The 20,443-nt window shown below is 31.8% G+C and carries 20 protein-coding genes; 10 read left to right on the top strand and 10 right to left on the bottom strand.

Features of this window, described 5'->3' with window-relative positions:
* Positions 1–41: 41 nt before the first annotated feature.
* The gene (locus tag FUA22_RS07890) at positions 42–1,313 is read right to left on the bottom strand and encodes a DUF3300 domain-containing protein (RefSeq protein WP_147767348.1); all 1,272 of its coding nucleotides are present in this window, start codon (positions 1,311–1,313) and stop codon (positions 42–44) included.
* A gap of 137 nt (positions 1,314–1,450) precedes the next feature.
* Between FUA22_RS07890 and FUA22_RS07885 the strand changes: the two genes are divergently transcribed.
* Both FUA22_RS07885 and FUA22_RS07880 read left to right on the top strand, forming a co-directional pair.
* Positions 1,451–2,851, top strand: a complete 1,401-nt coding sequence (locus tag FUA22_RS07885) for a Gfo/Idh/MocA family protein (RefSeq protein ID WP_147767347.1) — start codon at positions 1,451–1,453, stop codon at positions 2,849–2,851.
* Positions 2,852–2,989: 138 nt separating this feature from the next.
* Positions 2,990–3,724: a hypothetical protein gene (locus tag FUA22_RS07880; RefSeq protein WP_147767346.1), complete on the top strand. Its 735-nt coding sequence runs from the start codon at positions 2,990–2,992 to the stop codon at positions 3,722–3,724.
* Between the two features lie 57 nt (positions 3,725–3,781).
* Here the strand turns inward: FUA22_RS07880 and FUA22_RS07875 are convergent, their stop codons facing one another.
* A complete protein-coding gene (locus tag FUA22_RS07875) occupies positions 3,782–4,468 on the bottom strand; it encodes a hypothetical protein (RefSeq protein WP_147767345.1) in 687 nt (228 codons plus the stop codon).
* 164 nt (positions 4,469–4,632) lie between these two features.
* On the opposite strand from FUA22_RS07875, the gene FUA22_RS07870 reads away from it, so the two are divergent.
* On the top strand, positions 4,633–5,709 hold the full coding sequence (locus tag FUA22_RS07870) for a DUF3667 domain-containing protein (protein ID WP_147767344.1): 1,077 nt from the start codon (positions 4,633–4,635) through the stop codon (positions 5,707–5,709).
* A gap of 3 nt (positions 5,710–5,712) precedes the next feature.
* On the opposite strand, the gene uvrA is transcribed toward FUA22_RS07870, so the two are convergent.
* Entirely contained in the window at positions 5,713–8,496 is a 2,784-nt protein-coding gene (uvrA, locus tag FUA22_RS07865; protein WP_147767343.1) for an excinuclease ABC subunit UvrA, read from the bottom strand.
* 241 nt (positions 8,497–8,737) lie between these two features.
* Here uvrA and FUA22_RS07860 point away from each other — a divergent pair, with 241 nt between their 5' ends.
* Positions 8,738–9,322 (top strand): RNA polymerase sigma factor, encoded by a 585-nt coding sequence (locus tag FUA22_RS07860; RefSeq protein ID WP_147767342.1) that lies wholly within the window; start codon positions 8,738–8,740, stop codon positions 9,320–9,322.
* Between the two features lie 228 nt (positions 9,323–9,550).
* On the opposite strand, the gene FUA22_RS07855 is transcribed toward FUA22_RS07860, so the two are convergent.
* Positions 9,551–10,210, bottom strand: a complete 660-nt coding sequence (locus FUA22_RS07855) for an endonuclease III domain-containing protein (protein ID WP_147767341.1) — start codon at positions 10,208–10,210, stop codon at positions 9,551–9,553.
* 36 nt (positions 10,211–10,246) lie between these two features.
* Here FUA22_RS07855 and bcp point away from each other — a divergent pair, with 36 nt between their 5' ends.
* Positions 10,247–10,699 (top strand): thioredoxin-dependent thiol peroxidase, encoded by a 453-nt coding sequence (gene bcp / locus FUA22_RS07850; RefSeq protein WP_147767340.1) that lies wholly within the window; start codon positions 10,247–10,249, stop codon positions 10,697–10,699.
* Between the two features lie 28 nt (positions 10,700–10,727).
* Here bcp and FUA22_RS07845 read toward each other — a convergent pair whose 3' ends face one another.
* Complete coding sequence (locus FUA22_RS07845) at positions 10,728–12,209, bottom strand: TonB-dependent receptor (protein WP_147767339.1); 1,482 nt, start codon at positions 12,207–12,209, stop codon at positions 10,728–10,730.
* A 93-nt stretch (positions 12,210–12,302) separates the two neighbouring features.
* Between FUA22_RS07845 and FUA22_RS07840 the strand changes: the two genes are divergently transcribed.
* Both FUA22_RS07840 and FUA22_RS07835 read left to right on the top strand, forming a co-directional pair.
* Entirely contained in the window at positions 12,303–13,064 is a 762-nt protein-coding gene (locus FUA22_RS07840) for an MBL fold metallo-hydrolase (protein WP_147767338.1), read from the top strand.
* Between the two features lie 9 nt (positions 13,065–13,073).
* On the top strand, positions 13,074–13,574 hold the full coding sequence (locus tag FUA22_RS07835) for a hydrolase (RefSeq protein ID WP_147767337.1): 501 nt from the start codon (positions 13,074–13,076) through the stop codon (positions 13,572–13,574).
* Between the two features lies 1 nt (position 13,575).
* On the opposite strand, the gene FUA22_RS07830 is transcribed toward FUA22_RS07835, so the two are convergent.
* Entirely contained in the window at positions 13,576–13,944 is a 369-nt protein-coding gene (locus FUA22_RS07830) for a DNA topoisomerase IV (RefSeq protein WP_147767336.1), read from the bottom strand.
* Between the two features lie 38 nt (positions 13,945–13,982).
* A complete protein-coding gene (locus FUA22_RS07825; RefSeq protein WP_147767335.1) occupies positions 13,983–14,363 on the bottom strand; it encodes a helix-turn-helix domain-containing protein in 381 nt (126 codons plus the stop codon).
* 283 nt (positions 14,364–14,646) lie between these two features.
* Between FUA22_RS07825 and FUA22_RS07820 the strand changes: the two genes are divergently transcribed.
* The gene (locus tag FUA22_RS07820; protein ID WP_147767334.1) at positions 14,647–15,798 is read left to right on the top strand and encodes a M14 family zinc carboxypeptidase; all 1,152 of its coding nucleotides are present in this window, start codon (positions 14,647–14,649) and stop codon (positions 15,796–15,798) included.
* Positions 15,799–15,868: 70 nt separating this feature from the next.
* Positions 15,869–16,351: an Lrp/AsnC family transcriptional regulator gene (locus FUA22_RS07815; RefSeq protein WP_147767333.1), complete on the top strand. Its 483-nt coding sequence runs from the start codon at positions 15,869–15,871 to the stop codon at positions 16,349–16,351.
* A gap of 66 nt (positions 16,352–16,417) precedes the next feature.
* On the opposite strand, the gene aroB is transcribed toward FUA22_RS07815, so the two are convergent.
* Complete coding sequence (aroB, locus tag FUA22_RS07810; RefSeq protein WP_147767332.1) at positions 16,418–17,485, bottom strand: 3-dehydroquinate synthase; 1,068 nt, start codon at positions 17,483–17,485, stop codon at positions 16,418–16,420.
* Between the two features lie 96 nt (positions 17,486–17,581).
* Between aroB and FUA22_RS07805 the strand changes: the two genes are divergently transcribed.
* Complete coding sequence (locus tag FUA22_RS07805; RefSeq protein WP_147767331.1) at positions 17,582–18,763, top strand: proline dehydrogenase family protein; 1,182 nt, start codon at positions 17,582–17,584, stop codon at positions 18,761–18,763.
* Position 18,764: 1 nt separating this feature from the next.
* On the opposite strand, the gene FUA22_RS07800 is transcribed toward FUA22_RS07805, so the two are convergent.
* Positions 18,765–19,118 (bottom strand): hypothetical protein, encoded by a 354-nt coding sequence (locus FUA22_RS07800; protein ID WP_147767330.1) that lies wholly within the window; start codon positions 19,116–19,118, stop codon positions 18,765–18,767.
* A gap of 23 nt (positions 19,119–19,141) precedes the next feature.
* Positions 19,142–20,341, bottom strand: a complete 1,200-nt coding sequence (locus tag FUA22_RS07795) for an alanine dehydrogenase (protein WP_147767329.1) — start codon at positions 20,339–20,341, stop codon at positions 19,142–19,144.
* Between the last annotated feature and the right edge of the window lie 102 nt (positions 20,342–20,443).

Genomic DNA, 20,443 nt, shown 5'->3' with positions numbered 1-20,443 from the left:
ATCGCAGGGCTTTCCAACTAACCAACCAAAACGGTTAAAATCTATCTTCGTCTAGATATAGATCTTGTATTGTTAATAGAGGAACTTCTACTTTTACTTTGAGTTGCTCTAGAGTTATTGCTTTTTGTTGATCTAGACACCGTTGATCTTTGCGGTGAACTAGATTTTCTTTGTATACTAGGTCTAGAAGTTGCTTTCTGACTAGATCTTGTTATACTTTTTGAAGATCTGTTTGTTACTTGTGGCGTTCTTCTAGAACTGTTACTACTATAATTACGAGACTTAGAGCTTTCTGGTTTTTTTGTTGTAGAATAACTTCTATTTCTTGTTATAGTATTTGAAGACCTATTATTACTTGTTGATGGCCTTGTTGTTCTACTAACGCTTTCCCTCGTTCGTTTAGTATTATTTATTTGAGAATTCGTTCTGCCACTTGATCTTGATATACTATTATTATTTCTTGTTGTTGTATTACGTCTAGCAGATTCAGATTTGCTATTTCTAGAATTTCTATTAGCTACACTTGTTCTATTATTAGAAGTAGAATGCCTTGATGAACTAGCCTTGGCTAAATCTCTTCTAGTATTAGCATTTCTATTAACTCTAGTAACATTTCTTGAGCTTCTATTTACAGTTGCATAACTTCTATTTCTAACAACATTACTACCTCGTCTACTATAAATAGATGATACTGGTCTATGATTATTATAAAATGGTCTAGAGTACACATATCTTACAGGTCTATAATATTGTCTGTAAGGACGACTATATACAACACAATGTCTATATGATGGAATAGCGTAGTATCTATGCCAAGGTCTGTAAACATAACTTCTATTGTAAATGTTAATGTAACCAGTAAAATGAGAATATACGTTATACCTGTTATAATGAACGTATAATCCGCCAACTCTATTTATATAACCATAGTTATTGTAATTAATATTCACATTTCCAGCTTGAATAATGCGCCCATAATAGTCATAGTAAATTGGAGTATTCTCAATTTGAATTATGGCACCATATTCGTCATATTGAACATATGCGTTATAATTATATCCTGAATTGAAACTAACGTTTACATGAGGTGAACCAATGGAAACATTTAAACGAGAATTACCTCTTAAAATATTAAAATCGAATTGGCCATCTCTAAAAACGGAAAACTCAATACCATTTTCTACAAAAATGAAAGAATTACTATAACCACCTATATAACTATTGGCATATAAGTTATTTGAATTGGTTGTAGATGCGTTAACAGTGAATCCTGTAAGGATTAGGCCTGCAATTATAAATATTAATTTTTTCATAATTATAAAGTTTAAATGTGAATACACTTCAATAATACCAAACAGCGTGCCAAAAAAATATCTTAGCGTTTCATGTAAAATTTGATTAAGTTTAAAACACCATTAGAAAATTTTATTAATTACTAAAAACCATGTCAATGAAAAACCTAAATAGAAGAAGTTTTATAAAAAAAACATCATTAACGGGTGTTGCATTAAGTTTAGGTGGCATATTGAATTCTTACTCTAAAAATGAGTTTGTATTAGAAAACAATAATCAATATATGGGAGATTTTACTGCACCTAAAATGGATGTAGTAAGAATTGCAATGATAGGGGTTGGTTCTAGAGGATCTGGCCACACTTCTAGGTTAGCTTCAATAGAAGGAACTGAAATTGTAGCCATAAGTGATTTGTATGAAGATTTAACAAAGCACTCTGCTGAAAAGTGTGTTGAAATAGGGAAAGGGAAAAGACATAATAATATTTCACTCTATCATGGTGCTGAAGATTCATGGAGATTGATGCTAGAAGAGGTTAAGCCAGATGCAGTATTTATTTCAACTAATTGGAATAATCATGCTATTATGGCTATAGAATCAATGAAAAAGGGGGCTCATGCTTTTGTTGAAGTTCCTATAGCTGTTACTTTAGAAGAAATGTGGGATATTGTTTTTACTTCAGAGCAAACCCAAAAGCATTGTATGATGATGGAAAATGTAAACTACGGAAGAGAGGAACTGCTATATTTAAATATGTGTAGGCAGGGTGTGATTGGAGAGCTTTTACATGGCGAGGCTTCCTATATACATGAATTAAGAACGCAAATGCGGCAGGAAGAGAGGGGTACTGGTTCTTGGAGAACTCATCATTATGCCAAAAGAAATGGGAATTTATACCCAACTCATGGATTAGGGCCAGTGGCTCAATACATGAATTTGGCCAGAGGAGAAGATAATTTTAATAGTTTGGTGTCATTTTCTACTCCAGCATTAGGTAGAAAAGATTATGCCTCAAAAAATTTCGATAAAAATCACAAATGGAATGCTTTAGATTATAAAGGGGGCGATTTGAATACTTCTATCATTAAAACAAATTTAGGGCGCACTATTATGATTCAATGGGATGAAACAAGTCCTAGGCCATATTCGCGTCATAATTTAATTCAAGGAACCAAAGGTGCTTTGGCTGGTTTTCCAACAAGAATAGCTCTTGAAGGTGGTGTAGAAGGAGTTTCTGAAAATCATCATAGTTGGGTACAAGGAGATGCCTTGGCTAGTATTTATGAAAAGTATGAGCATCCTTTATATAAGAGGCTAGGAGCAATATCTAAAAAAATGGGAGGTCATGGTGGGATGGATTTTATGATGCTTTATAGAATTATTGAATGCTTAAGAAACGGAAAGCCTTTAGATCAAAATGTTTATGAAGGTTGTTTTTGGAGTGCTGTTAGTCCTTTAAGTGAAAGGTCTGTAAATCAAGGAGGTTCACCTCAGTCATTTCCTGATTTCACCAGAGGGAAATGGAAAAGCACAAATCCTTTAGAGATTATAAAGTAATTATCCTTTTTATAGGATTATATCTTAAGTACAATCAGTATTTTTCAATTTGTCAAGTTATTGTCAAGTTTGTAATTCTTTAAAAAACTGAGGGTTTAATTATTATTGCTGTAATTAATTAACTAAAATATTGTAAATATGAAAAAAATTACTTTAGTATTATCTTTATTATTGATGTCAATTTCTTTTGCTCAGAGAGTGGAACCAACTTTTGACTGGACGAACAAGTCAGATTATCAAATTAACGGTGAAGAAGCTGTAACTTTTAAGCCAGGTGATGTTGTTTCTATTGAAATGACTTATACAATGGGCTCAACAGGTGGGGTAAATGACGTTTTTAATTTTATTCTAGCAGGACTACAAGATGAAGCTTTTGCAGATGTTGACCCTTCAACAGGAACGTGGGCAAACGAAACAGTTGCTAATACAGCTTATCAATATCCTGGAGCTGGTACTGGTGGTGTAAGTACAGCTAGCATAACTATTCCTAATGACATTGTTCTAAACTCTGCAGATGCCAATTTAACTTATCGTATTTTAACTTATTTAGCATATACTCCGGATGGTGGAAGTACTATTTATGGAGGTACAGGAGCAAGTGATCCAACTTTAGTTTATGTAAGAAGTCAAGCGGAAGTTGATGCAATATTATCTACATCAGAATTTAACAAGAAGAGTTTAAAAGCCTACTACAGTTCAGATAGAAATACTGTTGTAATGAGAGATAGGTTAGTTGGCGGTTATTCAATTTACAACTTAATGGGTCAAGAGGTATTAGAAGGTGAAATTTCAAATCAAATTAGTGTTGAAACTTTAAAATCTGGTTTATATATTTTATCAACAGCATATGGTTCTTTAAAATTTGTTAAATAACCATGTATATTTAATTAGTTTGAAAAGGCACCAAATTGGTGCCTTTTTTATTAATTATTATTTACGTTTTGAGTGTTTTTTCACTTTACCGTTTTTTTTGTAGTAATAATTGTTGTAATCATCATCCCAGTCATCGTAGTAATTATTATGACGGTGTTTTTTCTTTGTATAAGAATGATTCATATCACATGAATAAATTCCACATTGATTACAATAATCATCGTATCCGTTTACACTTCCTCTAGTTCTAACTATTTCGCCCCAGTTATTATAGTTTACATGTAAACCGCCAACTTGTTTTAAACTTCTATTTCCTCTGTTATATTCCATATAAACATTGCCAACACGTTTAATTTTCCCATAGCGATCATAGTTTAAATACACCGATCCAATTCGCCTTACTTTACCATTTCTGTCATGAGAAATTGAGACACTTCTTTTTCTGTTTTTAGTATATCTATTGTATTCGTAAGAGCCTCTATGGTTTAAATTAATGTTGCTTCCTCTTAAACGTTTATTATAGTCATAATTTTGAATATTATTTACGTTTGTATTAAAATCGAAACTTCCGTCAGGAAATACTAAAAACTCTACACCTCGTTCAACAAACATAATAGGTTGTGCATGGCGATAGCGCTTGTTTTTTACTAAATGTTTTCCCTTTTTATCAGAATGAAATTCTGACGCAGTTATTGTTGCTGAACTCATTAGTAAACTAATGAATAATAGTAATAATCTTTTCATAGTTCTAGGATTTAAAATAATGCCTACTCTTTAGCTTTTCGGCTTACGCTATGTATTGACCGTTTCAATATGTATGCCAAAACTTTAAGTGGTTGATATTCAATAATATTTAGTTTCAATAGTTTTAAATCTTTTTGTTATTTTTATATAAACCAATCATATTAATGGAAAGTTCAACAGAAACTTGTAAAAATTGCGAACAGGAATTTGATCAAGATTATAAGTTTTGTCCACATTGCGGTCAACAAGCAAAAGACGATCTTACTGTTGGTGTTTTATTTTACAATACGATAAGTAATTATTTTTCCTTTGATGCACGCTTTTTTAAGAGCTTTTTGCCCTTAATGTTTAAACCTGGTTATTTGGCAAGAAAGTTTATTGAAGGCAAGCGTTTGCTCTATTTACACCCCGCTCAACTGTACCTTTTTATATCTGTTATTTTCTTCTTTTTAATGTCTGTACTGGTTGTTAGAAGTAATGTTCAAAACATTGATAACGCCTTAAAGAATGCTAAGATTAAACCACATATAACCGATAGCTTAAAGACTAAAGCTGTTAAGGTTTTAGATTCTATAAAAATAGATAGCGTACTGAAACCATTGAGAGATAAGGGAATTAAAGGCATAGATAAAGAGCAGGTGAAAGTAATAGATTCCTTAATAAAGACCAATACTGCTAAAGATTCAGACTTACAATTAGACTTTGGGTATAATGCAAAAAAGGTAGATTCTTTAATAACAGCTGATGCGCCAGATAATCAGATTTATAAAGCTATGGGTATGAATGAAGATGCGGGGTTTTTAAAGCGAAAACTCTATGCACAAACTTTAAAGTTTCATAAGCAACGTAATGGTGGACAAGTTCTGCAAGCAGTTTATGACACTATACCAATTGCGTTATTTGTTTTGCTGCCTATTTTTGCTCTAATTTTAAAACTATTCTATCATAATAAAGGTGTTTACTCCCATCACTTAGTATTTAGTTTTTACTTTTTCTCTTTTTTATTTACTGTTTTTAGCTTAATACTGATTATAAATTACATTGTTGATATTCCAGATTGGATTGACTTTTTAATTTTGATGTCCACATTCTTTTATTTATTTGTTGCCATAAAAAGGTTTTATAACTCTGGATGGATAATTAGTTTTATAAAAACTAATATTATCTCATTCATATACTTGAGTTTTGTATTGCCAATAGCTATTGCAATTTTATTTGCTGTAGGCTTTTTAGTGTATTAGGAGCTATTTTAGTTTTTCTACTAAATATTTTCCAGTTTCTGATGTTTTAATAGTAACCACTTCTTCTGGAGTTCCGGTTGCTACTAATTTACCGCCATTTTCACCGCCTTCTGGTCCTAAATCGATGATGTAATCTGCACATTTAATGAGTTCTAAATTGTGTTCTACTACAAGAATAGAATGCCCGTTTTTAATCAATGCATTAAACGATTTTAGTAATTTTTGAATATCATGAAAATGTAAGCCGGTAGTAGGTTCATCAAAAATAAATAAGGCCTTATCTTTATTATTTCCTTTGCCCAAAAATGAGGCTAGTTTAATTCTTTGAGCTTCACCGCCAGAGAGTGTAGATGAGCTTTGTCCTAGTGTAACATAACCTAAACCTACATCTTGTAAAGGCTGAAGCTTGTTTTTGATCTTAGATTGTTCCTGAGCATCAAAAAAGGTAATAGCATCATCAATAGTTAGATTTAAAATGTCATCAATATTCTTATTGGCAAAAGTTACTTCAAGAACCTCTTTTTTAAAGCGTCTTCCTTTACAAGTTTCACACTCTAAATGAACATCTGCCATAAACTGCATTTCAATGGTTACTTCTCCTTCACCTTTACAGGTTTCGCATCTTCCACCATCAACATTAAACGAAAAATGTTTTGCTTGATAATTTCTAATGGCACTCAATTTTTGTTTTGAATACAGCGCCCTTATATCATCATAAGCTTTAATATATGTTACAGGGTTAGATCGTGATGATCTGCCAATAGGATTTTGGTCTACAAACTCAATAGCCTTCACATTACTGAAGTTACCTTCTAAAGTGCTGAATTGTCCAGGTCTATCACTAAAGTCAGTTAGTTTTTTCTGTAATGCTGGATATAGAATCTTTTTGATAAGTGTGCTCTTTCCGCTACCCGAAACACCTGTAACTACGGTTAACATTCCTAAAGGAAAACTAACATCAATATTTTTCAAGTTATTTTCTCTAGCTCCAATAATATCTACATGATACTTAGAGGTTCTTCTAGTTTTAGGAACTTCAATTTTTAAAGATTCATTTAAGTATTGAGCTGTTAAAGAATCTGATGCTAGAATGTCTTTGTAGGTTCCTTTGGCCACAACATGACCTCCAAAAGTTCCGGCCTCAGGGCCTATGTCAATAATGTTATCCGCAGCTTTCATAATGTCTTCGTCATGTTCAACTACAATAACGGTATTGCCCAAATCTCTTAAAGATTTTAATACGGAAACAAGACGTTCTGTGTCTTTTGGGTGCAAACCAATACTTGGCTCATCTAAAATATACATTGATCCTACTAAGCTGCTACCCAATGATGTTGCCAAATTAATTCTTTGACTTTCCCCACCCGAAAGTGTATTGGATTTCCTATTAAGGGTTAAATAATCTAAACCAACATTAGCCAAAAAAGATAATCTAGTATTAATTTCCTTTAATAATCTAGATGCAATTTTAGTGTCATTATCATTTAATTCTAGTTGCTTAAAAAAACTGGCTAGTTTGTTTAAAGGCATTTCAACCAAATCTGTAATGGTGGCACCATTTATTTTTACATAATTAGCTTCTACTCGTAATCGTTTACCGTTACAAGTTTTGCATTTTGTTTTCCCGCGGTAACGAGATAACATGACTCTATTTTGAATCTTATAAGCTTTAGATTCTAATTCTGAAAAGAATGAGTTTAAACCTTCAAAGTGCTCATTACCATTCCAAACTAATTGCTTTTGTTCTTGAGTTAGTTCAAAATAAGGTTTGTGTATTGGGAAATCAAATTTATGAGAGCTGTTTACTAATTGGTCTTTATACCAACTCATACTTTCACCACGCCAAGGAAAAATGGCGCTTTCATAAACTGAAAGCCCAGTATTTGGTATTACCAAATCTTCGTCTATACCAATAATGTCTCCGTACCCTTCACATTTTGGGCAGGCGCCATATGGGTTGTTAAAACTAAAAAGATGAACGTTAGGTTCTAAAAAGGTGATATTATCTAATTCAAATCTATTACTGAAAACCCTATTCTTATTGTCTTTTAGAGTTTCAATAGCACATTCTCCTTTACCTTCAAAAAAGGCTGTTTGAACGGCATCTGCTAATCGGTTATAAAAATCTTCTTCATTTTTTGTGATAACCCTATCAACTACTAAATGAACCTGATCACCTTCAGAAATTTGAGCTTCATCAATTCTTACTACATTGCTCTTAACTTTAATTCTGGCATATCCTTGTTGCTGTAAAGCTTTTAGTTTGTCTGCCATTGTTCTCCCTTCTTCTAAATAAATAGGGGCAAGGAGCAATAATTTTTCGCCTTCAGGAAAAGTTTTTAAGTAATCTAAAACATCAGTTACAGTGTCCTTCTTTACTTCATTGCCAGAAACTGGTGAATATGTTTTGCCAATTCTGGCAAATAAAAGTTTTAGATAGTCGTAGATTTCAGTAGTAGTACCTACTGTAGATCTGGGGTTGGTAGAATTAACCTTTTGTTCTATAGCAATAGCAGGCGCTATCCCTTTTATATAATCTACTTTTGGTTTATTAAGTCTGCCTAAAAATTGACGTGCATAACTTGATAAGCTTTCTACATAACGCCTTTGTCCTTCAGCATACAGTGTATCAAATGCTAAACTAGATTTTCCAGACCCAGATAAACCAGTAATAACCACTAATTGATTTCTAGGGATAACAACATCAATATCTTTTAAATTATGCAGTTTAGCACCTTTTATTATAATATTTTCTTTTGGATTTACTTCTGAAATATTAGTGTTCATAGGCTTTTTACGGAAACAACCCTGCAAAGATACTACAAGTATTTGGACTTATAAAGTATCGATGAAATGTATTAAAGATTGAAAAAATATGTTTATTTTTTGTGTTTTAGGAACGATTGTTGTTATATTTGAAACATCAATCAGTCTAATTAAATCAACTTTCGCCTATAGTGTAAGATTACTTTTAAAAATTTAACCCCAAGCAAAGAAGCCCTCTCTTCTTGCATTAAAAGTAATGATTATGCAAAAAAAACTTATTTCAGACGCAACGCTTGTTAGTAGTTACATTAAAGGAGACGAAAGCGCTTTAGAAACATTAATCTACAGACATAAACAGAAAATTTACAGTTTTGTCTATTCTAAAGTTTACGATAGAGATATTGCAGAAGATATTTTTCAGGATACATTTATAAAAGTAATTAGAACTTTAAAAGCGGGTTCTTATAATGAAGAAGGTAAGTTTTTACCTTGGGTAATGCGTATTGCTCATAATTTGGTTATTGATTTCTTTAGAAAAAACAATAGAATGCCAAAATTTGATAATACAGGTGAGTTTAGTATTTTTTCTGTGTTAAGTGATTCGGCTTTAAATGCTGAAAAAACAATAATTAAAGAACAGGTAGAAAATGATGTTAGAAGGTTGGTAGATGAGCTTCCTGATGATCAAAAGGAGGTTTTATTAATGCGCATGTATAATGACATGAGCTTTAAGGAAATATCAGAAAGAACAGGTGTTAGCATCAATACTGCACTAGGAAGAATGCGTTATGCACTCATTAATTTACGTAAGATAATTGATAAACATAATATTGTTTTAACCAACTAATACAATAATGTAATTTTTGCTGCGTTACTATTTAAGATAAATCCTTAAATTATAATAATGGCAAAACTTTACACTGAGAAAAATTTTACTGAAAATTTAAACGAACTTGAACCGAAAGAAGAAACGGTTAATTTTCTTCTGAATTACTCTAAGGCTTTAAGTGTTATAAATTGTAATAAAATGAAGTTCGAAGCGCTTCTAAATTAAAATTAAAAGTCCTGATGCAAATCAGGACTTTTTCTTTATATAATATTCTTGCAAAACAGATTTTCTACCAATAGCTTTTGTTATAATATCTTTGTCTAGATTCCAACCTCTGGCAGGAGAATATTCCCTGCCATACCAGATAATTTGAAGATGTAAATCATTCCAAAGTTCTTTCGGGAATAGTCGTTTAGCGTCTTTTTCAGTTTGAACTACATTTTTTCCATTACTCAAATTCCATCTATACATTAATCTATGGATATGTGTGTCTACAGGAAATGCAGGAATTCCAAAAGCTTGAGACATTACTACACTGGCCGTTTTGTGTCCTACAGCAGGTAAAGCTTCTAAGGCTTCAAAACTTTGTGGTACTTCACCATTATATTTATCAATAAGGATTTTAGATAACCCATGTATACCTTTGCTTTTCATAGGGGATAAACCTACAGGTTTTATAATATCCCTGATTTCTTCTACCGAAAGTTTAGCCATATCGTACGGATTATCAGCTTTTTCAAAAAGTAAAGGTGTTATTTTATTAACTCTTACATCGGTGCTTTGAGCAGACATAAGTACCGCAATAAGTAGTGTATATGGGTCTTTGTGGTCTAACGGAATGGGTATTTCAGGATAAAGTTTGTATAACGTATTAATTACAAAGTTTACACTTTCTTGTTTGGTCATAGGGTTGTATTTTTGCAATAAACAAAGTTAAAAAATATGACCACACTAAAAGCGGGAGATAAGGCTCCAAATTTTGAAGTTTTAGATGAACAAGGAAATACTGTTAAACTGTCTGATTTTAAAGGAAAAAAGCTAATAGTTTTCTTCTATCCAAAAGCTAGTACACCGGGTTGCACAGTTGAATCTTGTAATTTAAGAGATAATTATGAAGTCTTACAAGAGCAAGGGTATGAGTTATTAGGAGTAAGTGCTGATTCGGCAAAAAGGCAATTAAATTTTAAGAATAAACATAATTTTCAATTTCCTTTGTTAGCAGATGAGGATAAGATTGTTATTAATGGTTTCGGAGTTTGGGGTCCAAAAAAATTTATGGGAAGAACTTATGATGGGATACACAGAAAAACATTTATAATAGATGAAGAAGGTGTTATAGAACGGGTCATTGATAAAGTAAAAACAAAAGATCACGCTGCTCAAATATTAGAATAAAAAAAAGCCCTTAATAAGGGCTTTTTTTTTATTTCTTTGAAGAAGACCTTCTTTTTATTGATAAGGGTTTAAGTGGTTTTCTTGTATAGCCAAATAAGCGGTAATCTTTAATTAAATCAGCAGTTCCTTCTGGTAGCATATTCTCCCAACCAGGTTCTCCGCTATCAATCATGTCTAATGCTTGTCTTGAGAAAATATCCATAATACTTTCGTCATAATCAGTAATATCAACCACCTTACCATTATATTTAAAGAACTTGTATAGCTCTTTCATTCTTGGGTAAACCTTTAGGTTTTCACTAGTAATTAGCTCTCCAGTTTTCTCATCATGCATAGGGTACAAGTATACTTTTAAATCTTTAAAGAATAACTTTCCAAATGCTTCTAAAATACCGCCACTAATGTGTCTGTAATATTTCTCGTCAAAAATATCAACCAAATTACTAACACCCATTGCTAATCCCATTCTAGCTTTAGTATAGTTTGAGAAGTATTCAACAACTTTATAATACTCTTGGAAATTAGAGATCATTACAGAATGGCCCAAAGCACAGAGCAAATCTGCTCTATCTATAAAATCTTGCTCGTCAATTTCTCCTTCAGCTCTCAGGTTTGATAAAGTGATTTCAAATACAACCATAGTGTTGTCCTCATTCACCTTCTTTTCACTTGTAAACATCTCATATGATTTCTCATACATTGCCATGTTTACCTTAGTTACTGGTCTGAAGCTACCTCGAAGCGCTAAAATATTTTTCTTGTAAAATACCCTAGCTGGTAAAATGTTAGTTCCGTCTGGACCAAAAACTACAGCATCAGTCATTCCGTTTTTAACAAGTTGTAAACTCATTAAACGATTATCAATGTTTTTAAAAACAGGACCAGAGAAATTTATGGTATCTATTTCCAGTTGATCATTATCTAAATGATCATATAAATATCTAAGCAGTTTTTTCGGTTCGTTATACTTGTAAAAAGCTCCATAAATAAGGTTGGTTCCTAAAATCCCTAGAGTTTCTTGTTGTAACCTAGCATCGGTTTCTTTAAATCTAAGATGTAGTATGATTTCATTATAATCCTGGTTTGCTTCAACCTGATATTTAATTCCTACCCAACCATGGCCTTTAAACTGTTTAGCAAAATCTATTGTGGCAACTGTATTAGCATAACAGAAAAATATTTTATTAGGATGGATGTCTCGGGTAATACGCTTTTCCATCAGGTCCATTTCATGAGTAAGCATTTTACGCAATCTAGATTCCGTTACATATCTGCCATCTTCTTCAGACCCGTATATGGCATCACTAAAGGATTTATCATATGCGGACATTGCCTTGGCAATAGTTCCAGAAGCACCACCAGCCCTGAAAAACTGTCTGCAAGTTTCTTGACCTGCACCAATTTCAGCAAATGTTCCGTAAATATTTTCGTTTAGATTAATTCGAAGGGCTTTCGATTTTAGTGATGGTACATCGTCAAATTCTCTGTCTCCTTTTATGGTTATTTCCATATCATTAATAGGTTGTATCCGTAGCTCGCAAAGGTATTAAATAAGTGAAGCAAACAAAAAAATAACACTATTTTTGTGTAAATCTTAACGCATTTGAAAGTTACATTTTTGGGCACAGGCACATCACAAGGTATTCCAATTATTGGGAGTAAACACCCTGTTTGCTTGAGTAGTAACCCAAAAGATAAAAGGTTGCGTGTTTCAATTTTGGTAGAATGGGAAGGCAATACTTATGTCGTCGATTGTGGGCCAGATTTTAGATATCAGATGCTAAGGGCAGGTGTAGAAAAAATAAATGGTATTTTATTCACACATGAACATACTGATCATGTTATGGGTTTAGATGATATTCGTCCATTTTATTTTCGGCAAGGAGATGTTTCTATATATGGACATAAACGTGTTTTAAAATCTTTAAAAAAGCGATTTGATTATGTTTTTAAGACAAAGAATAGATACCCTGGTGCGCCATCTGTAATTTTAAATAGAATAAAAAACAAACCTTTTGAAATTGGTGGGTTAGAGGTTCTCCCTATAAATGGGAGGCATGCAGAGCTACAAGTTTTCGGGTTCAAATTCAATAATTTTGCATACCTGACCGATATGAAAACTGTTAAAGATAAGGAGGTGGAAAAGATTAAAAACGTTAAGGTGTTAGTGGTTAATGCTTTACGGATTGAGCCGCATCGGTCTCATTTTAATTTAGAGGAAGCTCTTGAGTTTATCAAGAAAGTAAATCCTAAAAAAGCTTATTTAACCCATATAAGCCATTTATTAGGTTTTCATGATGAAGTTGAAAAAACATTACCAGAAAACGTATTTTTGGCATATGATGAATTACAATTAACCATATAACCCTATTTTATGAAGCAAAGAATTTTTATTTACCTGTTTATCTTTTCAATACTTCTAGTATTGTTTCAGTATGTGAATTCTAAACGTGTATTTGAAGACTTAACAAACAGACTTGATAAGAAAACAGAGCGAATAGGAGCTTTTAAAGATTCTTTAGATGTTATTCAAGATATGTTTTTAGAAGTTTCGCATTTTAATTTAGATAGAAATGAAGACGCTATTAGTTATTTTGAGGATGAAGGTTATAATATAGATGAATTAATCCCTTATATAAAGGACGAGTTGTATAAATTGAACGAAGGGAGAGGAGATCATCCAATAATTCCTTACGGCTCAAGTGAAGGGCGGAAAATGATGATTAATACAGTAAAAATGTTAAACCACAAGTGGATTATTGCAGATTTTACAGATGGAGAATTTTGGGGTGAAATCTTTTTAACTTATGAAATCACAGAAGATAAACTCTTGAAATTCAATTTAGTTGAATCGTTCCTGTATCCGTTTGACTAAACTATTTGGCTTTGTAGGCAATTCCTTTTTGTTTTTTAGCCTCTCCAACATAAGAATATTCAAAAGTATAAGAATTATTGGTGGTTGTTAGAATTTTTAAGTGAATATCCTTTTGTTCAGCCATATTCTTTGGGTTTATCGTTTTAAATATAACCTCACAATCATTAATCCAGCGCAGTTTAGATGAGTCTATTTGTTTATTATAGGTTTCAATTTGTAGGTTTTCAGTTCTTATAAACTCAGATTTGAATATCTCTCCATTTATAGTTACTTCACTATAAAACTTGCCGGTTTTGAAATCAGTACAGTTTCGTTCTGTATTGTAACAATTGAACAGTAAAACGAATAAAAACAGGTATAAGAATCGCATAGTAATAAATTTCAATGCAAAACTACTAAAGAATATGGTTAATTCTGAAAGTTTTTAAAAGTTCCATCAGAATAAAAAATCACAATGCGTTCTATAGTTTTATTCCTATCAGATTCAGAATTGATTATTGTTTCTAATTTTTTATTTGAATTAGTTGTTTGTGGTTCATTTTTAGAATCCAGATAATTTTGATTTGAAGGGAATTCTCCTTTGCCATTTAATAGCCAGTATAATTCAACTTCAGGGAAGGAGGAAAGCACCTTTAAAACAAACTCTAAACTAGGCTTGTTTCTTCCAGATAAAATGTGTGAAATACTTGATCGTTGTACATTGATTTTTTCGGCAAAAGAAGAGGCTGTTTCACCATAATAATCTATTACTTTTTTTAGTCTTTTAGAAAATTCTTCAGTGTTTACCATTGTGAAATAGGTATTATGGTATTTTGGTTTTACAAATGTAAAGAATAGTTATTAAACTTCAGGTAATATCTATGTTAAAAATAATTTAGTGTTAATATAAAACTTTATATAATAAATTCTAAACAACTGAATATAAGTGTTTAAAATAAATATTTATGATATTAACTTGTTTAATATCGAGTTGACTAATCATTCTGTATACAATTGTAACTAAATGAGTGTATTTTGCCTGTTTACATTTGTAAAAATGTAAATGTTTACATTTGTGGTCAAAATAATCAGCATGCAAATAGAAGACATTAAAATACTTTTCAAAAACAATAAAGAAGAAGCTCTTTTTGGCAGGTATATTACCAACAATAACATAGAGCCTTTGTTAGATAAATTAGCTCAAAAATTCACTGTTGAAACTATAGGTTATTCTGTATTAAACAACCCTATTTATGGTGTTAAAATAGGAAGTGGTGATAAACGAATTTTGATGTGGTCTCAAATGCATGGAAATGAATCAACTACAACTAAGGCTTTGTTTGATCTTTTTAATTCTTTTTTTGATGACAAAAACTATTTAAACCCCATTCTTCAGGCTTATACCTTATATGTTATACCAATATTAAATCCGGATGGAGCTCAGGCTTATACTAGAATTAATGCCAATGAAGTTGATTTAAATAGAGATGCTCAAAATTTAACCCAACCTGAAAGCTTAGTCCTTCGGAAAACATTCGAATCATTTAAGCCACATTTTTGCTACAATCTACATGGGCAACGAACCATTTTTAGTGCTGGAAATACTAATAAATCGGCAACCGTGTCTTTCCTTTCGCCAGCCCAAGATGAAGCTTGCACGGTAACACCCAATAGAATGGTAGCTATGGAAGTTATAGGTGTAATGAATGATGTTTTGCAAAATCTCATTCCAAATCAAGTAGGTGTTTATGATGATGCATTTAATATTAACTGTATTGGTGACACATTTCAGAGTCAAAACGTACCAACTATATTGTTTGAGGCTGGTCATTTTGAAGGAGATTATGACAGGGAGTACACTAGAGAGCTTATTTACACATCATACATTTCTTCATTAATTTATATTTCAGGGCATGACATAGATGGGAAAAATAGTCATTCGTATTTTGATATTCCTGAAAATGAAAAGAACTTTTTAGATGTAGTTATAAGAAATGTTGGTGGATATTCAAATGATAGTTTGGTAGATATTGGAATTCAATTTAAGGAAACATTGGTTGGAGGTAATATTGAATTTGTTCCAATTGTAGAAAAAATTGAAGTGTTAGTTGGTGTTTATGGTCATAAGGAATTTGATGCGGCTGGAGAAAAAGTGTTAGGAGATGATGGGAAAAAGCTAACAATTAATAACGAAAACGATTTCGTGATATTGAAAAATGAAAAAATCGCATTAATCCCAAAATAAAACGTATCGAATATGCGGAATTATTAATGAAAATGTATTATTTTTGCCTTTTATTTAAGAAAAGCTAATTATGGGAAAAATAAAGTTAGACGAAATCGACCACCAAATTCTTGATATGTTAATTGATAACACAAGAATTCCTTTTACAGACATCGCGAAAAAATTATTAATATCTGCAGGTACAGTTCATGTACGTGTTAAGAAAATGGAAGAGTCAGGAATCATTAAGGGGTCTTCTTTGATGTTAGATTATAAGAAACTTGGATATTCTTTTATTGCCTATGTTGGAGTATATCTTAATAATACATCACAAACAAAATTTGTTTTAGAGCGTATTAATGAAATTCCTTTTGTTACTGTTGCTCATATTACTACTGGTAAATTCAATATTTTCTGTAAGATTAGAGCTAGAAGTACGGAACATGCCAAAGAGGTTATTTTTCTTCTAGATGATATTGAAGGGGTATACAGAACCGAAACTATGATTTCTTTAGAGGAAAGTATTAATGATAAGAAGCGTTTGATGCATTCTATCTTTAATGATATGAATTAATTTTAATTCATCTATATAAAAAAAGCCCTTTTAAAGGGCTTTTTTTATATCATAACTACAAAAATCTTAAGATATATAAAAGTCAAAGGCATTAATAATGATGCGGTCTTCTACTTTGCAGTCAATTTTTGGTTTCCCTATCGATTCTAATAATACAAAATTAATATTTCCGTGATTATTTTTCTTGTCATATTTTAACAACTCTATGATAGGTGAGTATTCAGTATTGTCAATATTTACTTTACCGTAATAGTTAACAAATAATTCTTTAATATCATTAGTCAGTTCCATTGGAAAACCTGATATTTCAGAAGATATGTAACACGCAAGAATCATACCTATAACAATGGCTTCGCCGTGTAATAAGGTTGATTTGTTTGGATTGCTTAAAAAGTAAGATTCTATGGCGTGACCTAAAGTGTGGCCAAAATTTAAAGTTTTTCTGAGCCCATCTTCAAATGGATCTTCATCAACTACATTTTTCTTTATTACCACAGATTGATAAATCAATTCATCTAAATCAGCTAAGCTTAGTTTAGTTAAATCTTGGAATTTATTCCAGTAACTTTCATCACTAATTAACCCATGTTTTAGCATTTCGGCTAACCCAGAACGCATTTGATTGGAAGGAAGTGTGTTAAGAAAATTAGGATCTATAAGCACTAAATCGGGATCACTAATTACTCCAATTTGATTTTTTAAATGCCCAAGATCAACTCCTGTTTTTCCACCTACAGAAGCATCTACCATTGAGAGTAGAGTGGTTGGGACATTCACATAAGAAATACCTCTTTTAAAGGTGCAAGCAACAAATCCACCTAAGTCTGTGATAACACCACCACCAATGTTAATCATCAAACTTTTTCTATCTGCATCAAGATCAGAAAGAGAGTTCCAAACACCTACACAGGTATCTATGTTTTTATTAACCTCGCCTGATTCTATTTCAATTATTTCAATAACAGTATTTGCATCTAGTTTTTCCAAGAAAACCGGCAAACATTTTGCATGGGTATTTTCATCAACCAGAATAAAAATTTTTGAAAAATTCTTATCTTTAAGATGTTTATTTATAGCTAAATAGCATTCCTCCTTAAAATGAATTTTGCAATCTTTATAAGTAATAGAATCCATAAAATAATTTGCATTTTTTAAGGCAGTGAAATTAAGGAGATTTTATATAAAATGATAACTATTGGTTAATTATATTTGTTTAAAATTTTAAAGATAATGCATAAAAAAGAACGAATTTTTGATAATACCGAAATTGCTTTTTCCCTTAAAAACGATTCGGAATTAGAAAGAGCTTATTTTTTATTTAAAATGATTTCTATTGAACCTTTAGTAAGAATAGGTACTGCTGCAACAAATTTTGCTATTAAAGCTAATCTACCTATTGAGGGATTAATACGTTCTACCGTATTTGATCATTTTTGTGGAGGCGTTAGTGAAAATGATTGTTTGCCGGTAATTGAAAAAATGTTTAATAAAGGAGTTAGTTCTGTCCTTGATTATTCTGTTGAAGGAAAGGAAGATGAAATGGAGTTTGAAGGAGCTGTTAAAACCATTCTAAAAATAATTGATTTTGCTAAGGATATTGAAGCTATGCCTATTGCGGTATTTAAGCCCACCGGTTTTGGAAGGTTAGGCCTATATAAGAAAATTGGTAGGAAAGAAAATTTGACCAAACTTGAACAGGATGAATGGAATAATGTAGTAAGAAGATTTGATATTATTTGTGAGAGGGCAAAGGAAAATGATGTAGCTGTTTTAATTGATGCTGAAGAGAGTTGGATGCAAAATGCAGCTGATGAGTTAGTTACAATGATGATGGAAAAGTATAATACTGAAAAACCTATTGTTTTTAATACGCTTCAAATGTATAGACACGATAGATTAGAATTTTTAAAAAATGAGCATAATAGAGCTATTGCTAAAGGATATTTTATTGGATATAAACTTGTTAGGGGAGCTTATATGGAGAAAGAAAATGAAAGAGCAAAGGTAAAGGGCTATAAATCTCCAATATGTAAAAATAAATTGGCTACGGATAACAATTTTAATGAAGGACTTAGGTATGTTATAAAAAACATAGATCGCATTTCGTTATTTGCAGGTACTCACAATGAAGAAAGTTCCTATTTACTTATGGATTTAATGAAGAATAATGGTTTGAAAAATAATGATTCGCGAGTATGGTTCGGTCAATTGTATGGTATGAGTGACCATATTAGTTTTAATTTGGCCAATGATGGCTATAACGTCGCAAAATATATTCCTTTTGGTCCTGTAAAAGATGTAATGCCTTATTTAATTAGAAGAGCAGAAGAAAACACCTCTGTAGCAGGACAAACTGGAAGAGAGTTGTCTCTCATAAAGAAAGAGAAGAAAAGAAGAAAGCTATTGAATTAAATTATTTCTCAATTTTGACTTTCTTAATGGTGGCTATACTATCACAATTTTCTATTGTCAAAATAACATTATCGGCATTATAAAGGCCTTCAATATTATAAGTTCCACAAGGTTCTTTCCTAGTATTACTTTCTGAGAAATTTACCTTACCAAATTTTAAAACATGATTTATTAGAGTAGAATCAGCAATATGAGAGCTTGTATAATTAAGTTGCTTAGAATTTATGTTTTTTAAAACTCTGGCTTCAGGACCATAATCACATGATACTTTTTTACCATTTAAAAAGAATGCTAAAACTATTAAACCAATAGAAAAACCACCTAAATAGTAGCCTAAACGTTGTATAAACTTCATTGAATTGCTTTTGAGGAGCTTGACTAAAAAATGAGTAGATTGGCATCACTATAACTCAAATCAAACCATTCACCCACAGATTTACTTGTTAAAATTCCGTGGTAAAAATACAACCCATTTCTTAAACCTCTATCAAATCTTAAAGAATTTTCTATTCCGCCTTCTTCAGCTATTTGCAATAAATATGGTGTAAATATATTACTAATAGAAACAGAAGCTGTCCTAGGGTATCTGGCAGGAATATTAGGAACGCAATAGTGAATTACACCATGTTTTTCATACGTAGGTTGGGTGTGAGAGGTAACTTCACTAGTTTCAAAACAGCCACCCATATCAATACTAACATCTATTATAATAGCTCCTTTCTTCATGGATTCAACCATAGATTCAGATACCACAATAGGCGATCTGTTTTTACCTCTAACTGCACCGATTACAACATCACATCGCTTTAAGGCTTTGGTCAAGTTTTTTGGCTGTATAGTCGAGGTAAAGAATGGTCTTCCTAAATTTGTTTGAATGCACCTTAGTTTTGTAATAGAATTATCAAAAACTTTCACATTAGCTCCAAGTCCCATAGAACTCCTTGCAGCAAACTCCCCAACTGTACCCGCTCCTAAAATAACTACTTCAATTGGTGGCACTCCACTAATATTTCCGAACATAAGTCCATTGCCAATTTTTGGGTCTGATAGAAGCTCTGAAGCTATCAAAACAGAAGCAGTCCCCGCAATTTCACTTAAAGACCTAACCGCTGGATAGGTACCATCTGCATCTCTTATAAATTCAAAGGCCAAGGCCGTAATTCTTTTTGAAGCCAAGGCTTCAAAATATTTTTTAGTTTGCGTTTTTAGTTGTAATGCAGAAATTAATATAGTTTGGGGGTTTATAAGCTTAATCTGCTCCAAAGTAGGGGGTTCAACCTTAAGAATCATTGGGCAGCCAAAAACTTTAGCAGTATCCTTGGTTATTTCCGCTCCAGCTTCACTATAATCTTTATCACTGAAACTAGCGCCCTTTCCTGCACCAGATTCTAACAGTACTTTATGTCCGTTATTAACTAAGGCAAAAACGGCATCAGGAGTTAAACAAATGCGTTGCTCTTGAAAAGCTGTTTCTTTGGGAATACCAATAAATAATTCGCCTTTTTTCTTAAAGATTTCAAGGGTTTCTTCTTGAGGTAAAAGTTGTTGTTTAGTAAACGGTGAAAGCGGTTTCGACATGAATTGAAGCTTTAATAAAAATCAAATTACAAATAAATTTTTTTAATGTTAATAAAAACTATAAAATAATTGATTTAGAGTAATGTTTCAAGCCTCAATATT

It is taken from the genome of Seonamhaeicola maritimus (genome assembly GCF_008056315.1).
In the GTDB taxonomy this organism is placed as follows: Bacteria; Bacteroidota; Bacteroidia; order Flavobacteriales; family Flavobacteriaceae; genus Seonamhaeicola; species Seonamhaeicola maritimus.
Note: the sequence above shows the minus strand (reverse complement) of the source record. Positions and strands in the feature narration are given on the sequence as shown.